Genomic DNA, 16,490 nt, shown 5'->3' with positions numbered 1-16,490 from the left:
GTCATATCGTCCGCGTCGTACCCGTAGCCCGGGTGAAGCGCGAGCGTAACCCGGGACGCCTGCATCAGCCTTGTCGAGCGGCCCCGGGTTATGCTGGCGCTCCACCCAGGCTACGGACCTTCGGCGTCGCAGCGGCAGAAGGTGACGTTGAACGACTGCTAAAACGACTCCGCCCAGGGGCGCAGGTCGAGTTCGTGGGTCCAGGCGCTACGGTGCTGATGGTGGAGCACCCAATAAGCCTCGGCGATCGCGGCGATGTTGAGCAGGCCGTCGGGTCCGCGTTCGTCCTTCAATTGCGGGCGAAACGACAGCAGCCGGTCGCCTTCGATGCCGCCGTCGATCACGACATGGCCGACATGGATGCCCTGGGGGCCGAATTCCCGCGCGATGCTCTGCGACAGCGCGCGCAGCGCGGCCTTGGCGGCGGCGAACGGCGCGAACTGGGCCTTGCCGCGCAGCGAGCCGCTCGCTCCCGTGAACACCAGCGTGCCGCCGCCGCGCGCAAGCAGAGCGGGGATCGCCGCCTGCGCCAGGTGAAAGCCGCCGAGCGCGTGCTCGCGCCAATGTGACTCGAACTGCTCCTCGCTCACTTTCAGGAACGGCGCCCATCGGTTCGAGCCGGCATTGTGCACCGCCATCGCAAGCGGCGCGAGCTGTTGCGCCGCTCCGACAAAGCGCGCGACATCGGCGGGCTTGGAAACATCGCCGACGACATGGGCGACCTTGGCGCCCGCCGCCGCAAGCTCCGCGGCGGTCGCCGTGAGCTTCTCGGCATTGCGGCCTGCGATTGCAACCGGGTAACCGCCCGCGGCGAACCGGCGGGCGATCGCCGCGCCTACCCCCTGGGAAGCGCCGACGCCCGCGATCAGCACGCTGCCCTGCGGCGCCGTCGGTTCGAGAACGGATGGGCTGGCCATGATGGATCCCCTGGCTTTGCATGACAGGCATAATGCAAGTCGGGCAGATATAGGCGGCCATCTTGTCAACGCGAAGCCCAGCCAATCACCTTTTTGGCATGCGCTCGGGTGCCAAAAGCGCTTTCGAGCGAAGCGGACATCTGTTCGCGTAAAGAAAACGCGTCAAAGGGAGAATCTGGAGCTTGGTTCTGATCGCCCGTCATTGCGAGCCACCGGATCGGCGCGAACGCGCCGCCCGATGACAGGCTCCGCGGAGCAATCCATCTCTCCGCTTGCTGCGGCATGGATTGCTTCGTCGCTTCGCTCCTCGCAATGACGGCCAATCAGATACCGAAGCTCTAAGCGTCCTCCGGCTTCTGCGGATTTCCGAGCCGCGCGAAGACGACGGCGAGGATGCAGCCTGCGACGATACCGAAGGTGAGATCCTTGAAGATCGTCAGTGCGAAGGTCGGCACCAGCACCACGCCGCTGCGCCAGTCCTTCACCAAGCGAACGAACTCCTCCTTCTCCGCCATGTACCAGCAGACCACGACCAGGACGCCGGCCAGGGCCGCGAGCGGGATGTAGCGCGCCAGGGGTGCTGCAACGAGCATGAACAGGAGGAGATAGACCGAATGCAACATGCCGGAGAGCGGGCTGCGGCCACCGGCGCGAATATTGGTCGCCGTGCGCGCGATGGTGCCGGTGACGCTGATGCCGCCGAACAGGGCGGAGGCGATGTTGCCAATGCCTTGCGCGACCAGCTCCATGTTGGAGCGGTGCTTGCGGCCGGTCATGCTGTCGGCGACTTTTGCCGACAGCAGGCTCTCGACGCCGCCGAGCAGCGTGAACGAGAGCGCCGCCGGCAGCACCTGCAGCAGGAGATCGTAGGAAAAGTCCGGCACATGCGGCGCCGGCAGGCTGTGGGGGATTTCACCGAAACGGGTACCGATGGTCTCGATCGGCAGTTGCAACACCAGCGCCACGACCGAGGCGATCGCGATCGCGATCAGCATCCCCGGCCAGGTCGGTCGCCACTGCCGCAACACGAAGATCATCGCGGCGGTTCCTGCGCCGATGCCGAGTGCGGACCAGTTCAGGGTCGGAAGCGCATGGCCGAGCACGATCAGCTTGGCGAGCAGGGGCCCCGGTTCGGGACCGGCGAGCGTCAGGCCGAACAGGTCGGTGATCTGGCTCGCAAAGATGGTCACGGCAATCCCGCAGGTGAAGCCGACCGTCACGGGATGGGGCATGTAACGGATCAGCGATCCGAGACCGGTCGCGCCGACCAGCGTCAGCATCACACCGGACACCAGCACGGTCAGCAGCAGGCCGTCGACGCCGAGCTGGGCGACGGTCGCCGCCACCAGCACGATGAAAGCGCCTGCCGGTCCGCCGATCTGAAACCGGCTTCCGCCGAGCGCGGAGACCAGGAAACCGCCGACGATGGCGGTGAAAAGGCCCCGTTCCGGCGTCACGCCGGAGGCCACCGCGATGGCCATCGAGAGCGGCAGGGCGACCACGGCCACGGTGAGACCCGCGACGGCATCCTGGCGGAGTTTCTCGGGACTGTAGCCTTCGCCCAGGGTGGTCACGAGTTTCGGGCGATAGAGATGGGTCGTCGAAGAACCGTCAGGCATGCTGTCAACCGGGAGGAGCGGGAGTTTCTTGATTTGAAACTAGCCGAATCGTGCAGTGCAAGAAAATGCGCGCGATCAACAAACCTGCCCGGACAAATACGGGGTTGACCCTTACCCTGCGCCTATGACGCGATCTTGCGGTATGCGGCAGCGGCGCGCCGGAGCAGCCGGCTCTTTTCCTTGCCACCCGGCAGCGCGAGCGGTTTCCGCGGATGGCCCGCGGAGGTCGTCTTGGTGCGTTGTTGCAACTCTGCCACGAGGGCCCGCGCCGCCTCGGCGTCGTTGAGTTCGCCGAGAATCTGCTGTGCCTTGCGGAGCTGCTTCACGATCGCCCGCCATGGCGCAAAGTCATCCTTTGGCAGCACGTCCTCGGAGAACTCGATCGCATAGCGCAGCCGTTTGCTGGCCAGGCGGACCCGGTGCTGCTTGCGTCCGCCCATTTCCGTCAGACCGCGGCTCTTCTCGACGAGCTTTTTGTGCCAGCCGGCGAGCTGGCGCGCGTGGTATTCGGAGGCCGGCGATGCCCGGAGACGCACCAGGCCGCGATCGCTCATGTGAGACCATGGGCCATGGTTCACCCAATCGACCATGTCCTTGAACCAGCGGCGATAGCGGTCAGACGCCAGCGCCCGCCTGAGCTGGCGCTGGCTCTCGACCCGCGCGGTCCTGAACAGCCGTTCGCGCGGAGCGTTCTCGATCGCGACATCGAGGTCACGCGTGGCGCCAAGATATCCGTTAAGCCATTTCAGCTCGGCTTTCAGGCGCGTCCATTCGGAATCCTCCACCATCGGCGCAAAGAAAGCGATCGCCGCGCGCAAGCGGGTCAGCGCCACGCGCGTCTGATGCACGGCAACCTGATCGCCGTTACGAGCTCCGCGATGGTGAGTTTTGACGTCTTCGAGGCAGGCGGAGGCGACGAGACGAAACACGGTGGCGCAGGGCATTTCGCCGCTTAACTGCGCGCGGGCCCGCTTGGGGCGGAATATACGCTCCTTCGCAGACCTTTTCGATCGCTTCATAAGTGGCTCACGTCCCGGATCGGATCCGCGGACTTCACCCGACGGTTCCCTGCCTCGATCAAACGGTTTTTGCAGGCAGCCTGTCAAATAGGCATTGCGACAGATCAAGCAGCAATGCATCCCACCTGCGAAGACACGGCGCGTCGGCCGGCCGCCGATCTCATCACATTGGCGCGATACGACAGGAGGATGACGGCTTCAATAAATCGTCATGCTCGGTGAGGGGAGTAGAACGGAATCTTTTCGATCCAGGCGTCGCAGAAGCAGCTATTGACGCCGATCGCTGTCGCGCGCGACGTGTCCATGTGAGAGTGTTCATTGTACTGTAAGCTCGACATATCCTATCAAGCATCTATCTCTTGGTCGCGCGCTCGAGAAATTGCACCAATGCAGCGCGGTCCTGTGCCGAGCCAATGCGCTGCTCGGGCATCTTGGTGCCCGGGGTGTAGGCCGAAGGCCCGATCTCGAACAATCTGGAAACCGTCTCCGGCGTCCAGACAATATCGAGACGCTTGAGTGCTTCGGAAAAATTATAGCCCGGCACGGTTGCGATCCGTCGGCCGAAGATGCCGGACAGGGTCGGGCCCGCTTTGTTGGCTTGCTCGGGGCCAAGGGTATGGCAGGCGACACAAGCACGAAACACCTCCGCACCATGATCTCCGGCATAGGCGGCCAGCGGATCTCCCGTCGTCTCCAGGAGAAGTGGATCGATGGGATCTCCCGTCGCCACGTTCCAGCGGCGGATGACGTTGTCGGCGCCACCGGTGAGCAGGGTGCGGCTGTCCGGCATAAACGCGACCGACCAGACCGGCAGCTCGGGACCGGCCAGTTTGCGCGCCAGAGTGCGCGTCTTGCGATCGATCACTGCGACCGATCCGCCAATGCTTGCGGCAGCCACCAGCGCGCCATCCGGCGAGATCGCAATCGAGGTCACTGGTCTCGGGCCGGCTGCGATCTCACCCGCGGCCGCGCCAGCTCCCGTCAGAAAATATAGCTTACCATCAGCGCCGCCGGTCGCGATTTCGCCATTGCTGCCGATTGCCACGGCGTTGAGCGGGCTCGGCATTGCAACAACGGTCGGCGTCCCGCCGGCAAACGGCCAGATGCGCACGCTCTGATCGTAGCTGACGCTTACCACGGTGCGACCGTCCGGAGCGAATGCAATGCCATTGACGTTCTGAGTTTGCCCTTCGAGCACACGCGCCGCACCGCCCGCGAGCGGCCACAACCGAACCGTATGATCCCACGACGCGGAAGCCAGTGTTGTGCCGTCGGGGGACAGCGCGAGCGCGGCGATCGGCGCCGTATGGCCTTCCAAAACTGAATCGGGCTCCGCCTTGCCGGGACTCCAGATTGCAATGCGCCCGTCGGCGCCAGCGGTCGCGGCGCGCCCGTCTCCCAGCAGCACGACCGCATTGACGGCGTCGGCATGGAACCGCAGCACTTGTTCGGCCGCATTGCGCGTCAGCGACCAGCGGATTGCGGTCGAATCAAAGCTTCCTGAGATCGCGGTTTGTCCGTCGGACGAAATCGCCAATGCTCGCACCGGCCCACCATGGCCGCGCAACTGCGCGCAAGCGGGAGTTATCCCGAAAGGCAGAATCGCCAACAAGGCAGCACACGTCAAAAACGCAGGGACGCATTTCGCGAGGTGGAGCATTCGCAGCAATCGTTTCCTCCATTCGCATCGCCCCTGGCGCGCCCGTCGGTCACGCGCCAGACCTTCGATGACCGCAAGAGTCGAAAACTCACGCCGCCGCATACCCGCTTCCAAGTATCAGAAAGGCACTTTAGCCCCTCGATTGGAGCTTCGGGAAGAGGCCGAGGGGCGTGAACATACGCCATTCACTTGCGCCCGCCGTCCGGTCCGGGTCATTCACGTCGTTTTGGGCGCAGATCGGCCATTTGTTGTCCTCCGCTGACAGCCGACATGCTCGCGAGCCTGATGACGGCGCGCGCTCGAGCGCCGGCCACGCGCAGATCGGGAGGCTGATATGCGGTCTGCGTTGCGCTGAAGCTCCGGTGTTGACGCGGACTGATCCAGGTCTAACTACAAAAGACAAATTCTGCAGGGGTGGCGACGTTCGCTGGGTTGGATCCGCTAACGCCACCAATGCAGGAAACATGACGACCTCGACCCACGCGAACTCGATCGCCGCCTCGGCGCCCCTTCATCTCGGCATCATCCTCTTCTCGCTTGCGATGGGCGGGTTTGCGATCGGAACCACCGAATTCGCATCCATGAGTTTGCTGCCATTTTTCGCCGCCGATCTTCGGGTCGACGAACCGACCGCGGGACACGCGATCAGTGCCTACGCCTTGGGCGTGGTGCTGGGCGCGCCCCTGATTGCGGTGCTTGGCGCGCAGTTCGCTCGGCGCACGCAGTTGCTGGTTTTGATGGCCGTGTTTGCGCTCGGCAATGCGCTCACCGCGCTTGCGCCAAGCTATGGCTGGATGATCGCGGCCCGCTTTCTCTCGGGATTGCCGCATGGCGCCTATTTCGGCATCGCCGCGTTGGTCGCAGCGTCGCTCGTTCCTTACGAGCGTCGGTCCCAGGCGATCGGCCGCCTGATGCTCGGCCTGACCTGCGCCACGATCGTCGGCGTGCCGCTGGCCAATCTGGTTGGGCAGGCGGTCGGCTGGCGCGCGAGCTTCGGCCTCGTTACATTGCTGGCGTTGCTCACGGTCCTGCTTTGCGCCCTGTTCGCGCCGCGCGACCAAGCCGACAGGTCGGATCCGCTGCGAGAACTCGGGGCCTTAAAGAGCGGACGGGTCTGGATCACGCTGGCGATTGGTGCAATCGGCTTCGGCGGCATGTTCGCCGTCTATACCTATCTTGCGACAACCCTGATCGAGATCACCAAGGTAAGCACCGCGGTGATTCCATTTTTTCTAGCTGTGTTCGGTATCGGAGCCACGCTCGGCAATTTGTTCGTGCCGCGCTTCGCGGACCGCGCGCTGATGCCGACGGCGGGCAGCATCCTCCTGTTTTCAGCAGGCGCGCTGTTGGTATTTCCGGTTGCCGCCGGCAACCCCTGGCTGCTCGCCGCAGACGTCTTTGCGATCGGCGCCGGCGTCTCGCTCGGCGCCGTCCTGCAGACGCGGCTAATGGACGTCGCGGGAGACGCGCAGGCGCTCGCCGCCGCACTCAACCATTCGGCGTTCAACACCGCCAATGCGCTCGGCCCCTTCCTGGGCGGCCTTGCCATTCGCGAAGGGCTGGGCTGGACTTCCACCGGTCCCGTTGGCGCCACGTTGGCGCTTTCGGGTTTCCTGATCTGGATCGTCGCCTATCGCGACGTCGGATCCGCTCGGGTCGAGGGGACACCTCAGGAAGCGACGCTGCTTCACTAGAGCGCGATCCGCAAAAGTGGAGACCGGTTTTCCGAAAAGATCATGCTCAAGCAGATCGGATCTTCCAAGGATCGATCTGGTACTATGAGTACAAAAGCTGATGTCAGGCGAACGACTGCGTATGGCGCAAATGGAGCTCCAACTGACAGAACGTTGCGCGCCGCGCAAAGGATAAGTTAACAGGTTCTTCTAACGGCGCTGGCGATGAGTTCGAAGGATCGCAGCCGAGTTGCGTGATCGTAGACATCGGACACGATCATGAGTTCGTCGGCGCCTGTTTCCGCAACGAGCGCATCGATACCGGTACGGATCGTATCGGGCGAGCCAACGATGGAGCGGGCGAGCATGCTCATCGCCTGCGCTTTTTCCGCGGGCGACCAGTAGCTTTCAATGTCGTCGATCGGCGGCTGGCTGAGGCCGCGCGAGCCGCGGAAGATGTTCGCAAAGGACATCTGCTGCGTCGTCGCCAGCCTGCGCGCCTCATCATCGCTGCTCGCGGCGATGATGTTGACTCCCACCATGGTGTAGGGGCGGTCAAGCTGCTCGGACGGTTTGAAGCGGCTGCGGTAGATCTGCAGCGCGGGGATCAGCAGGTCAGGCGCGAAATGTGAGGCGAAGGCATAGGGAAGTCCGAGTTCGGCTGCCAGCATCGCGCCAAAATTACTCGATCCGAGAATCCACAACGGCACTTCCGTTCCTGCGGCCGGCACCGCCTGGATGCGCTGATTTGAACTGGCTGGAGCCAGGAAGGCCTGCACCTCAAGAACGTCCTGAGGGAAGTTTTCGGCTGCTTCAGGGGTGCGGCGCAAAGCGCGCAGTGTGAGTTGGTCGGTCCCGGGTGCGCGGCCCAGTCCGAGGTCAATGCGGCCTGGAAACAGGCGCGCCAGCGTCCCGAACTGCTCGGCGATGACATAGGGGGCATGGTTGGGGAGCATGATGCCGCCCGCGCCGACGCGGATGGTTTTTGTTCCCGCTGCGATATGACCAATGACAACCGACGTCGCGGCGCTCGCTATGCCAGGCATATTGTGATGCTCGGCCACCCAAATGCGGCGATAACCCCAAGCCTCGGCATGGACCGCGAGATCGCGGGCATTGTCGAGCGCGCCGCGCGCATCGGTTTCTTCGGTGACGCGGACAAGATCGAGGATGGAAAGCGCCGTCATAGGAACTCCCGAACGAAGCCTTTTGCTCGAATGACGCTGCCAAAGATACTCGGCCGCATCTAAGCTTGTCCGAAACTACAGGCCGCATCCGATTCTCGCGTTCCATATGGGCACTCTTCCCATGTAGGTCAATCCAACGAACCAGTGCGGCGACTGAACCGACGGCAATCAGCAGCGGGCGCGTCTCTGCGTCAACGGCGGCTTCTGGCGCAAGCGGACATTGGCGCGACGAGTGTTTCGGCTGGCGTTCAGGCTTGCCGGTTTGGCTCTCTCCCGCGATCGGAGTGTAGGAATCGGGGAGATACCCCGACCCTTCCCTCCAGGCGCAGGGCTATCGCATATGAAACAGAACTTGGCGGGTTATTTTTCGATCCAGGCGTCGCGGAAGCCGTCATTGACGCCGATCGCTGTCGTGATGAGGTTCTTCACCTTGCAGCGCGTGATGGTCGGAAACTGCAATTCCAGCATCCAGGCGACCGGTACGTCCTCGACCAGGATCTTCTGCGCCTTCTCGTAGATCTCCTTGCGCTTGGAATCGGGCGTTGCGACCGCGCCTTCGGCGAACAGCTTGTCGATCTCGGGGTTCGAATAGCTCTCGACATTGTTGAACATCTGGCCCTTGGCGATGGCGCTGGAGACGTAGTTGCGGCCGACGCCGAGCGCCGGATCGCCGTATTGATAGAGATAGGTGAAGGCGATGTCGTAGTCCCAATCGCTGATCTTCTGGTTGCCGCCGGGCACGTCGGTGGCGATGATCTCGATGTTCATGCCGACGTCCTGCAGGTTCTGCTTCACGGCTTCGCCCCAGCGTTGCCAGGTCTCGCCATAGGCCAGCGGCAGCAGGCGGACTTTCTCGCCATTGTAGCCGGCCTCCTTCAACAGCGCCTTGGCCTTGGCCGGATTGAAGTCATATTTCGGCACGTCGTCGGTGTAGAACTTGATGGCGGAAGATGACGGGCCGGTTGCGACCTTGCCGAGCCCGTTCCAGATCACGTCCTTGGCGAAGTTGCGGTCGATCGCATACATGATCGCCTGGCGCACCTTCTTGTTAGCGGTCGGGCCCTGGCGGTTGTTGAGCCACAGCCAGGCCAGCGGGCTGAAGAACTCCCAGCCGGCGCCGGTCACACAGGTGTCCTTGAGCTTCGACAGACGCGGCACGTCGAAATTTTCCACCGAGCCGCCGGGCAGCACGTCGACCTTTCCGGTCTCGTAGGCCACCGAACGCGCCGCGGCATCCGGAATGATCTGCCAATAGATCTCGTCGAGATAGGGCTTGCCCTTCTCGTGGTAGTTCGGGTTCTTCACCAGTTGAATGTACGAGCCCTTCTTCCACTCCTTGAACATGAAGGGGCCGGTGCCGATGGGCGCATTGTTGTAGGGGTTGGTCTTGAAGTCGGTGCCCGCATAGAGGTGCTTCGGGATCATCGGCATCGAGCCGACCTCGAAAATGCCGAGGAACGGGCCGAACGGCTCCTTGAGCGTGAACACCACGGTGAGGTCGTCGGGCGCCTCGACCTTTTCGACCTGCGTCAGGTTGTTGCGGGCGCGCGCATGGGTCTGTTTCAGCATGTCGATCGAGAACAGCACGTCGGCCGAGGTGAACGGCTTGCCGTCATGCCAGGTCACGCCCGGCTTGAGCTTGAAGGTGTAGACCTTGGCGTCCGGACTGACGGTCCAGCTTTCGGCGAGGCCGGGCAGCGGCTCCAGTTTCGGGCTGTAGCGCAACAGCCCTTCGAAGATGTTGCCCGCCACCATCTGGGTCGGGCCGTTCTGGATCATCGCCAGCATCAGGCCGGGCGGTTCGGGCTGGATCACGGTGTTGATCACGCCTCCCATCCTTGGCGATTCCTGCGCCAGCACGAGACCCGCGCTTGCGGTGGTAAGGAGGAACGCAACCAACAGCCGTTTGAACATGACCTGTCTTTCTTGGATCGGAACAGCCGCAATCCGCCGGGAACTGCGGCTTTGCGAGGAGGCTCACATAACCGCGATTGCCGCGGCAAGATGAAAGTCTCGACATCGTCAGCTTAAAAAATATACAGGGATGGGCGCGCTTCCCCGCGAGGTCAGACGTGAGCACGGACACACACATCATCCAAAGCGACGGTATTGCCGCGACGATCAAGGCCGCCGGCGCCGAACTCTGCTCGCTGAAGAATGCAGACGGGCTCGAGCTGCTCTGGCAGGCCGGGCCGGAATGGCCGCGGCATGCGCCGCTGCTGTTTCCGATCGTCGGGCGGCTGAAGAATGACGAGCTGCGCCACAAGGGCAAGACCTACCCGATGACGCAGCACGGCTTCGCGCGCGATCAGCGATTCGAATGGGTCTCGCGCGAGGCCGCTTCCTGCATGCTGGTGCTGGTGGACAATGAGGCGACCCGCGCCCGCTATCCCTTCGCCTTCCGCCTGGAGGTGACCTATGCGGCACAGGGCGCCGATCTGGAGGTGACGTTCGAGATCACAAACCCCGGCAATGAAACGCTGCCGGCCTCGCTCGGCGGACATCCCGCCTTCAACTGGCCGTTGCTTCCGGGACTTGCGAAGGAAGCCTACACGCTGACCTTCTCGCATGACGAACCCGCGCCGATCAGGCGGCTCGAGGGCGGTCTGATGCGGCCGGATGCGCAGCCATCACCGATCAAGGGCAAGACCCTCGCGCTCGCCGAGCGGCTGTTCGACGACGACGCGATGATCCTCGACCGGCTCGCGAGCACTTCGGTGCGCTATGCCGCCGATCGCGGGCCGTCGATCGCAGTTTCCTGGGACGGCTTTCGCGAACTCGGCATCTGGTCAAAGCCCGGCGGCGCGCCGTTCCTGTGCATCGAGCCGTGGCACGGTTATGCCAGCCCCGTCGATTTTGACGGCGAGTTCACAGCCAAGCCCGGCCTGATGCAGATCGCGCCCGGCACGCGCCGGTCGTTGGGATATCGAATTCGCCTCGCTAGTTGAACGCCATGCCGCCGCTCATGGCAACCGTCTGGCCGGTCATGTAGGCGTTGCCGATCAGCATCATCACGGCCTGCGCGACTTCGTCGGCGGTGCCGAAACGGCCGAGCGGAATCCGGCTGACCAGATTCGGTTGCCCCTTCATCATGTCGGTCTCGATCAGCGAGGGCGCGACCGCGTTGACGGTGATGCCTTCCTTGACGAGGCGGGCGGCATAGCCGCGCGTCAATCCCTCGAGACCGGCCTTCGACGCATTGTAGTGCGGCCCGATCGCGCCGGCGCCTCTTGCGGCGCCCGAGGAGATGTTGACGATGCGGCCCCATTGTTTCGCCCGCATCCCCGGCAACACCGCCTGCGTGCACAGGAACACCGACTTCAGGTTCACCGCGATAGTCTGATCGAAATCATCTTCGGTGAGATCGTCGACGCCGCGCGTGATCGCGATGCCGGCATTGTTGACGAGGATGTCGATCGGGCCAAGCTCGGCGGTCACGCGTTGCACCAGCTGCGCAACCGCGGCGCCTTGCGATACATCCGCGCCGATCGCGACCGCCTTTCCGCCTGCGGAGGCGATCTCCTTTGCCAGCGCATCCGCATCGCCCGCGCGCTCGCGATAGTTGATCGCCACGGCCGCGCCTTGGTCCGCCAGCGCGCGCACGATCGCCGCGCCAATGCCGCGCGAACCTCCGGTCACCAGCGCCACATGGCCGCGCAATGTTGCTGTCGTCATCATTATCTCCAGTCAGAACCAGGATGCCTCTGCCAGACTACACGATGCTCGGAGCTTTGGACCGCGTTGCAGGCGATGAATTGCTGCATTGCATCGAGCGGGGGAGCGAACGGCAGCAGACCGGCGTTAGCCGCAAATAGCGCGGCAGGGAAGTTCCATGGACGCCATCCTTGCAGAAATCGAATTGGCCATTGGCTGGATACCGTCGTGGATCATCGGGCTTGCCCTGATCTGCGGCGCGATCGCGTCTGCCTTGCTCGTCCATTGCTTCGCTTCGCGGCTGATCCGGCGGCTGCTGGGTCGCAGGAATCCGGTGGTGAGATTGTTTCTCGATCGAACCGCGGGTCCGACCCGGCTGGCGCTGTGCCTTGCGGCGGTTGCCTTCGTGCTGCCGCTGGCGCCATTGAACGACACGCTGCGAACGCAGCTCAGCCACTTCTTTGCCATCGCCGTCATCGCGCTGATCGGATGGCTTTCGATCCGCGCCGTCGATATGATGGCCACGCGCTATCTCCAGCAGTTCCGCCTCGATGTCGATGAGAATTTTCTGGCGCGCAAGCATGTGACGCAGGTTCGCGTTTTCAAGCGGGTGATCGATACGCTGATCATCATGATTGCCGTCTCCACGGCCCTGATGACGTTCGACTCGGTCAGGCAATACGGCGTCAGCCTGTTCGCCTCGGCCGGCGCCGCCGGTGTGATCGTCGGTCTCGCCGCACGGCCCTTGCTGAGCAATCTGATCGCGGGCGTGCAGATCGCAATCACCCAGCCGATCAGGATTGAAGATGCCGTCATCATCGAAAATGAATGGGGCTGGGTGGAGGATATCGCCTCGACTTATGTCGTGATCCGGCTGTGGGACTGGCGCCGCATGGTGGTACCGCTTTCCTATTTCATCGAGCGTCCGTTCCAGAACTGGACCCGCGATGCGCAGTCGCTGATCGGCGCGATCATGCTGCATGTCGACTATGCCGCCGACGTGCCACGGATCCGGCGGGAGCTCGAAAGAGCAGCGCGCGATTCCAAGCTTTGGGATGGCGCGGTGGTCAACCTGCAGGTCGTCGAGACCCATCCACGGACCATCGAACTGCGCGCGCTGGTCAGCGCCAGGAACGCACCGCAGGCCTGGGATCTGCGCTGCGAGATCAGGGAGAAGCTCTTGGCTTTCATTCGCGACGAGATGCCGGAGGCGCTGCCGCGCGATCGGATGCTGATGTCGCCGGCCGGCGATGAGCTTGAAGAAGAAACCCTCGGCGGGCGACCGCGTGAGTTGGCTGGGACGGGGCCGGCAAGGGCGCACAATTGAGTTGAAACCGTTACAAACGAAAGGCCGGCCACGATGCGCGGCCGGCCTTTTACGTTCAACCTCGATCGGCTCAGTGGCCGGCGGGCGCCGAATAGCCGCCGCTGAAATAGCTCGGCGCATAGCCGTAGAGCTCGGGCGCCGGTGCGGGGGCGGGCCACGCCGCATAAGCATTGAAATCACGCGGCTGCTGGCGCACCACGACGCGGTCGGCACGGTCCGACTTGTTGTGGTGATGCCGCTGCGCCGCGGCAGCGAACTGTACCGATGATGCAATGATCAAAGCTGACCCAAGGATGGTGATGAATGTCTTCATTGTGGTTCTCCCGGCGTTATCACGTTTTGTCGGCGAGCCCTGCGAGGCTCGACGCAATTGGGAGATAGCGATGTGCGCTGACGGTTATAACGGTTGTGCCCATCACGAAGCGGCGAGCAAATTTCTTGGTCACGGCTAAATATTCAGCAGGCGTTACAGGCGGTTCGGGCTATCATGGGCTTGCCGGTGCCACCCCGGTTCGATTAAGGCAAAGTGTTTCCAGCGAGTGAAGCGGATGAAGAAGTTTTTACCAGTGCTGCTGTTGGCCATCTCGCCGGTGTCCTCGCTGGCCTTGGCCCAGACCCAACTGGTGCCCAAGGACACCAAGGGTGCGACAAAAGGCGCGGTCGCGCGGGCAGACGATTGCGCGCCGATCGGCCGCACTGCGAAAGGCGAACTGGTCTACTCCATGAAGTGCGAGAACCTGCCGGCGCCGCCCGCTCCACCGCCGCAGGCCGAGGTCAAGGAGGCGCCGGCGGCGGAGCCCGAGGTGCAGCGCGGCGGCGTGTTCGGCTGGTCGTACGACCGCAGAAAGGGCGACTAGGCGGACGTTCCCTCTGGAATGGTCCTTGCTTCCGATAGGCGCGCTGCAATGCGGTAGCGAGCCGCCGTTTCCAGCCACGCAAGAAAGATATCCGAGAGAAGCGATCGATGAGCAAACTGATTGTCCATGCCGGCGACTTCAAATTCGACGCGCGCTTTGAGGACGCGCTCGCGCCGAAGACGGTTGCGGCGTTCCGCAAGGCGATGCCGTTCGAGAGCCAGGCGATCCATGTCCGCTGGAGCGGCGAGGGGGTCTGGATGCCGCTCGGCGATCTCGACTTCGGCGTTTCCTACGAGAACCACACCAGCTATCCGGCGCCCGGCCAGATCATCCTCTATCCCGGCGGCATCAGCGAAACCGAGATCCTGCTCGCCTATGGCGGCGTGCATTTCGCGAGCAAGATGGGCCAGCTCGCCGGCAACCACTTCATCACGCTGACGTCGGGGCTCGAGAATCTCGTCACCTTCGGCAAGACCGTGCTCTGGAAGGGTGCACAGAAGATTCGTTTCGAGGAAGTATAGTGACTGAGGCAGCATATCCGCGCGATCTCCGCGGCTATGGCCGCAACCCGCCCGACCCGAAATGGCCGGGCAATGCCCGCATCGCTGTGCAGTTCGTGGTGAATTTCGAAGAGGGCGGCGAGAACAACATCCTGCATGGCGACCGCGCCTCCGAAGCGTTCCTGTCGGATGTGCTGGGCGCACAGCCCTGGCCGGGCCAGCGCCATGCCAATATCGAATCGATGTTCGAGTACGGCTCGCGCGCCGGCTTCTGGCGCTTGTGGCGCATGTTCGGCGAGCGCCGATTGCCGGCTACCGTGTTCGGCGTCGCGATGGCGCTGAAGCGCAATCCCGAGATCGTTGCCGCGATGAAGGAGGCGGGCTGGGACATCGCGAGTCACAGTCTTAGATGGGTCGAGCACAAGGATATGTCGGAGACCGAGGAGCGCGCCGAGATCGCGGAAGCGATCCGCGTGCACACCGAGGCCACCGGCGCGCGGCCGCTCGGCTGGTACACCGGCAGATCCTCCATCAACACGCTCCGGCTCCTGATGGAGGCGGGCGGGCTCTCGTATCTCTGCGATGCCTATGCCGACGATCTCCCGTACTGGATCAAGGCCCCCGGCGTGGAGCCGCATCTGGTCATTCCCTACACGCTCGATGCCAACGACATGCGCTTCGTCAACCCGCAGGGCTTTGGCGGCGGCGATCAGTTCTTCACCTATCTGAAGGACAGTTTCGATGTGCTCTATGCCGAAGGCGAGACCTCGCCGAAGATGATGTCGGTCGGCCTGCATTGCCGCCTGGTCGGCCGCCCCGGCCGCGCCGCAGCGTTGATGCGCTTCCTCGACTACGTCACCAGGCACGACCGCGTCTGGGTGCCGACGCGGCTGCAGATCGCCGAGCACTGGCACGCCCACCACAAGCAGCTCGCCGAACAGGCCTTCAGCATCGGATAGCCGATGTCGATCACACTCACCGATCTTAACAGTCTTGGCCGTGACGACTTCGTCACGGCGCTTGGCAACATCTTCGAGCATTCGCCGTGGATCGCCGAGCAGGTGGCATTGCTGCGGCCGTTCGCCGGCATCAATCCGTTGTTCGCGGCGATGAAGGCCGCGGTCGAGCGCGCACCAAGCGAATTGCGGCTAGCGCTGATCAAGGCCCATCCCGATCTCGCCGACAAGACCCAGCGCGCCGCGGGCCTCACCGCGGACTCCGATGCGGAGCAGAACAGCGTCGGCCTCGACCGCCTGTCGGATGCCGAATACGATGCGTTCGAGCGCGTCAACAACGCCTATCGCTCGAAATTCGGCTTCCCCTATATCGTCTGCGTCCGCCGCCACACCAAGGATTCGATCCTGCGCGATTTCGAGCGCCGCCTGCCGCACGACGTGGCGGCGGAGATGCGGCGATCGATCGAAGAGATCTGCCGCATCGCCGCCCTCCGCCTCGACCAGCTCGTGACGGCGGAGGATCGCCTTCCGGTGCACGGTCGGCTCTCCACGCATGTGCTCGACACCCACAGCGGCAAGCCCGCCGCCGGCATCGCGGTCGAATTGATCGAGCTGGCTGATCTTGGCGCCAGCCGCGTGGTGGCGCGCGCGGTGACCAACGCCGACGGCCGCACCGACCAGCCGCTGATCGGCGGCCGCCCGGTGCCGATTGGAAAGTACGAGCTCTCGTTCAGCGTCGGCGAGTATTTTGCCGCCCGCCAGGTGCCGCTCTCCGATCCGCCGTTCCTCGATCGCATTCCCTTGCGCTTTGCGGTGAGCGAGCCCGAAGGCCATCTCCACGTCCCGCTCCTGGTCACCCCCTGGAGCTACGCCACGTATCGCGGAAGTTGACGCGCGCTCGCCTGCCGCCCCTCATGGTGAGGAGCGCGCAGCGCGTCTCGAACCATGAGGCCCCGATCTCGCCCGCGGCCATCCTTCGAGACGCCGCTGCGCGGCTCCTCAGAGCCTGACCGAAAAAGGGTGAGCGGTTTTGGCGGGCCTGTGATTCCTTCGGATTTGCAAAGATTCGAGGGAGGACACCATGCCGTGGACCAAAGCCGCTCGTCTCCAGTATCAGCGCA

The 16,490-nt window shown here is 63.6% G+C and carries 14 protein-coding genes and 1 pseudogene; 7 read left to right on the top strand and 8 right to left on the bottom strand.

All coding sequences use genetic code 11. The features are described from left to right. Positions 1 to 158: 158 nt before the first annotated feature. The 4 genes and pseudogenes from I6F35_RS37075 to I6F35_RS37060 form a co-directional block, all read right to left on the bottom strand. A complete protein-coding gene (locus tag I6F35_RS37075) occupies positions 159 to 917 on the bottom strand; it encodes an SDR family NAD(P)-dependent oxidoreductase (RefSeq protein ID WP_225122575.1) in 759 nt (252 codons plus the stop codon). A 377-nt stretch (positions 918 to 1,294) separates the two neighbouring features. Next, a pseudogene (locus I6F35_RS37070) lies at positions 1,295 to 2,536 on the bottom strand (SulP family inorganic anion transporter); the annotation flags it as partial. Between the two features lie 122 nt (positions 2,537 to 2,658). Then, positions 2,659 to 3,480: a CHAD domain-containing protein gene (locus I6F35_RS37065; protein ID WP_225122574.1), complete on the bottom strand. Its 822-nt coding sequence runs from the start codon at positions 3,478 to 3,480 to the stop codon at positions 2,659 to 2,661. Positions 3,481 to 3,907: 427 nt separating this feature from the next. Next, positions 3,908 to 5,215 carry a c-type cytochrome gene (locus I6F35_RS37060; protein ID WP_225122593.1) on the bottom strand — a complete coding sequence of 436 codons (1,308 nt, stop codon included), beginning with the start codon at positions 5,213 to 5,215 and terminating at the stop codon, positions 3,908 to 3,910. A gap of 464 nt (positions 5,216 to 5,679) precedes the next feature. Between I6F35_RS37060 and I6F35_RS37055 the strand changes: the two genes are divergently transcribed. Further along, positions 5,680 to 6,909, top strand: coding sequence for an MFS transporter (locus I6F35_RS37055; protein WP_225122573.1), 1,230 nt, complete (start codon positions 5,680 to 5,682; stop codon positions 6,907 to 6,909). 176 nt (positions 6,910 to 7,085) lie between these two features. On the opposite strand, the gene I6F35_RS37050 is transcribed toward I6F35_RS37055, so the two are convergent. Both I6F35_RS37050 and I6F35_RS37045 read right to left on the bottom strand, forming a co-directional pair. Further along, positions 7,086 to 8,075, bottom strand: coding sequence for an LLM class flavin-dependent oxidoreductase (locus I6F35_RS37050; protein ID WP_225122572.1), 990 nt, complete (start codon positions 8,073 to 8,075; stop codon positions 7,086 to 7,088). 360 nt (positions 8,076 to 8,435) lie between these two features. Next, on the bottom strand, positions 8,436 to 9,989 hold the full coding sequence (locus tag I6F35_RS37045; protein WP_225122571.1) for an ABC transporter substrate-binding protein: 1,554 nt from the start codon (positions 9,987 to 9,989) through the stop codon (positions 8,436 to 8,438). Between the two features lie 158 nt (positions 9,990 to 10,147). On the opposite strand from I6F35_RS37045, the gene I6F35_RS37040 reads away from it, so the two are divergent. Further along, positions 10,148 to 11,023 (top strand): aldose 1-epimerase family protein, encoded by an 876-nt coding sequence (locus I6F35_RS37040; RefSeq protein WP_225122570.1) that lies wholly within the window; start codon positions 10,148 to 10,150, stop codon positions 11,021 to 11,023. Here the strand turns inward: I6F35_RS37040 and I6F35_RS37035 are convergent. Beyond that, positions 11,016 to 11,750: a 3-oxoacyl-ACP reductase family protein gene (locus I6F35_RS37035; protein WP_225122569.1), complete on the bottom strand. Its 735-nt coding sequence runs from the start codon at positions 11,748 to 11,750 to the stop codon at positions 11,016 to 11,018. The genes I6F35_RS37040 and I6F35_RS37035 overlap by 8 nt on opposite strands. Before the next feature lie 157 nt (positions 11,751 to 11,907). Here I6F35_RS37035 and I6F35_RS37030 point away from each other — a divergent pair, with 157 nt between their 5' ends. Then, complete coding sequence (locus I6F35_RS37030) at positions 11,908 to 13,056, top strand: mechanosensitive ion channel family protein (RefSeq protein ID WP_225122568.1); 1,149 nt, start codon at positions 11,908 to 11,910, stop codon at positions 13,054 to 13,056. A 70-nt stretch (positions 13,057 to 13,126) separates the two neighbouring features. Here the strand turns inward: I6F35_RS37030 and I6F35_RS37025 are convergent, their stop codons facing one another. Beyond that, positions 13,127 to 13,369, bottom strand: coding sequence for a hypothetical protein (locus tag I6F35_RS37025; protein WP_225122567.1), 243 nt, complete (start codon positions 13,367 to 13,369; stop codon positions 13,127 to 13,129). Between the two features lie 235 nt (positions 13,370 to 13,604). On the opposite strand from I6F35_RS37025, the gene I6F35_RS37020 reads away from it, so the two are divergent. The 4 genes from I6F35_RS37020 to uraD all read left to right on the top strand — a co-directional run bounded on the left by I6F35_RS37020 (position 13,605) and on the right by uraD (position 16,260). Continuing rightward, a complete protein-coding gene (locus I6F35_RS37020; protein ID WP_225122566.1) occupies positions 13,605 to 13,913 on the top strand; it encodes a hypothetical protein in 309 nt (102 codons plus the stop codon). Positions 13,914 to 14,020: 107 nt separating this feature from the next. Beyond that, positions 14,021 to 14,434, top strand: coding sequence for a DUF3830 family protein (locus I6F35_RS37015; protein WP_225122565.1), 414 nt, complete (start codon positions 14,021 to 14,023; stop codon positions 14,432 to 14,434). Beyond that, entirely contained in the window at positions 14,434 to 15,372 is a 939-nt protein-coding gene (gene puuE / locus I6F35_RS37010) for an allantoinase PuuE (protein ID WP_225122564.1), read from the top strand. The genes I6F35_RS37015 and puuE overlap by 1 nt, the downstream gene beginning before the upstream one ends. 3 nt (positions 15,373 to 15,375) lie before the next feature. After that, entirely contained in the window at positions 15,376 to 16,260 is an 885-nt protein-coding gene (gene uraD, locus I6F35_RS37005) for a 2-oxo-4-hydroxy-4-carboxy-5-ureidoimidazoline decarboxylase (protein WP_225122563.1), read from the top strand. Positions 16,261 to 16,490 lie beyond the last annotated feature (230 nt).

Source organism: Bradyrhizobium sp. BRP22 (assembly GCF_020194175.1).
Lineage (GTDB): Bacteria > Pseudomonadota > Alphaproteobacteria > Rhizobiales > Xanthobacteraceae > Bradyrhizobium.
The sequence above is the reverse complement of the archived record's forward strand: the minus strand, read 5'-3'. Positions and strand labels throughout refer to the sequence as shown.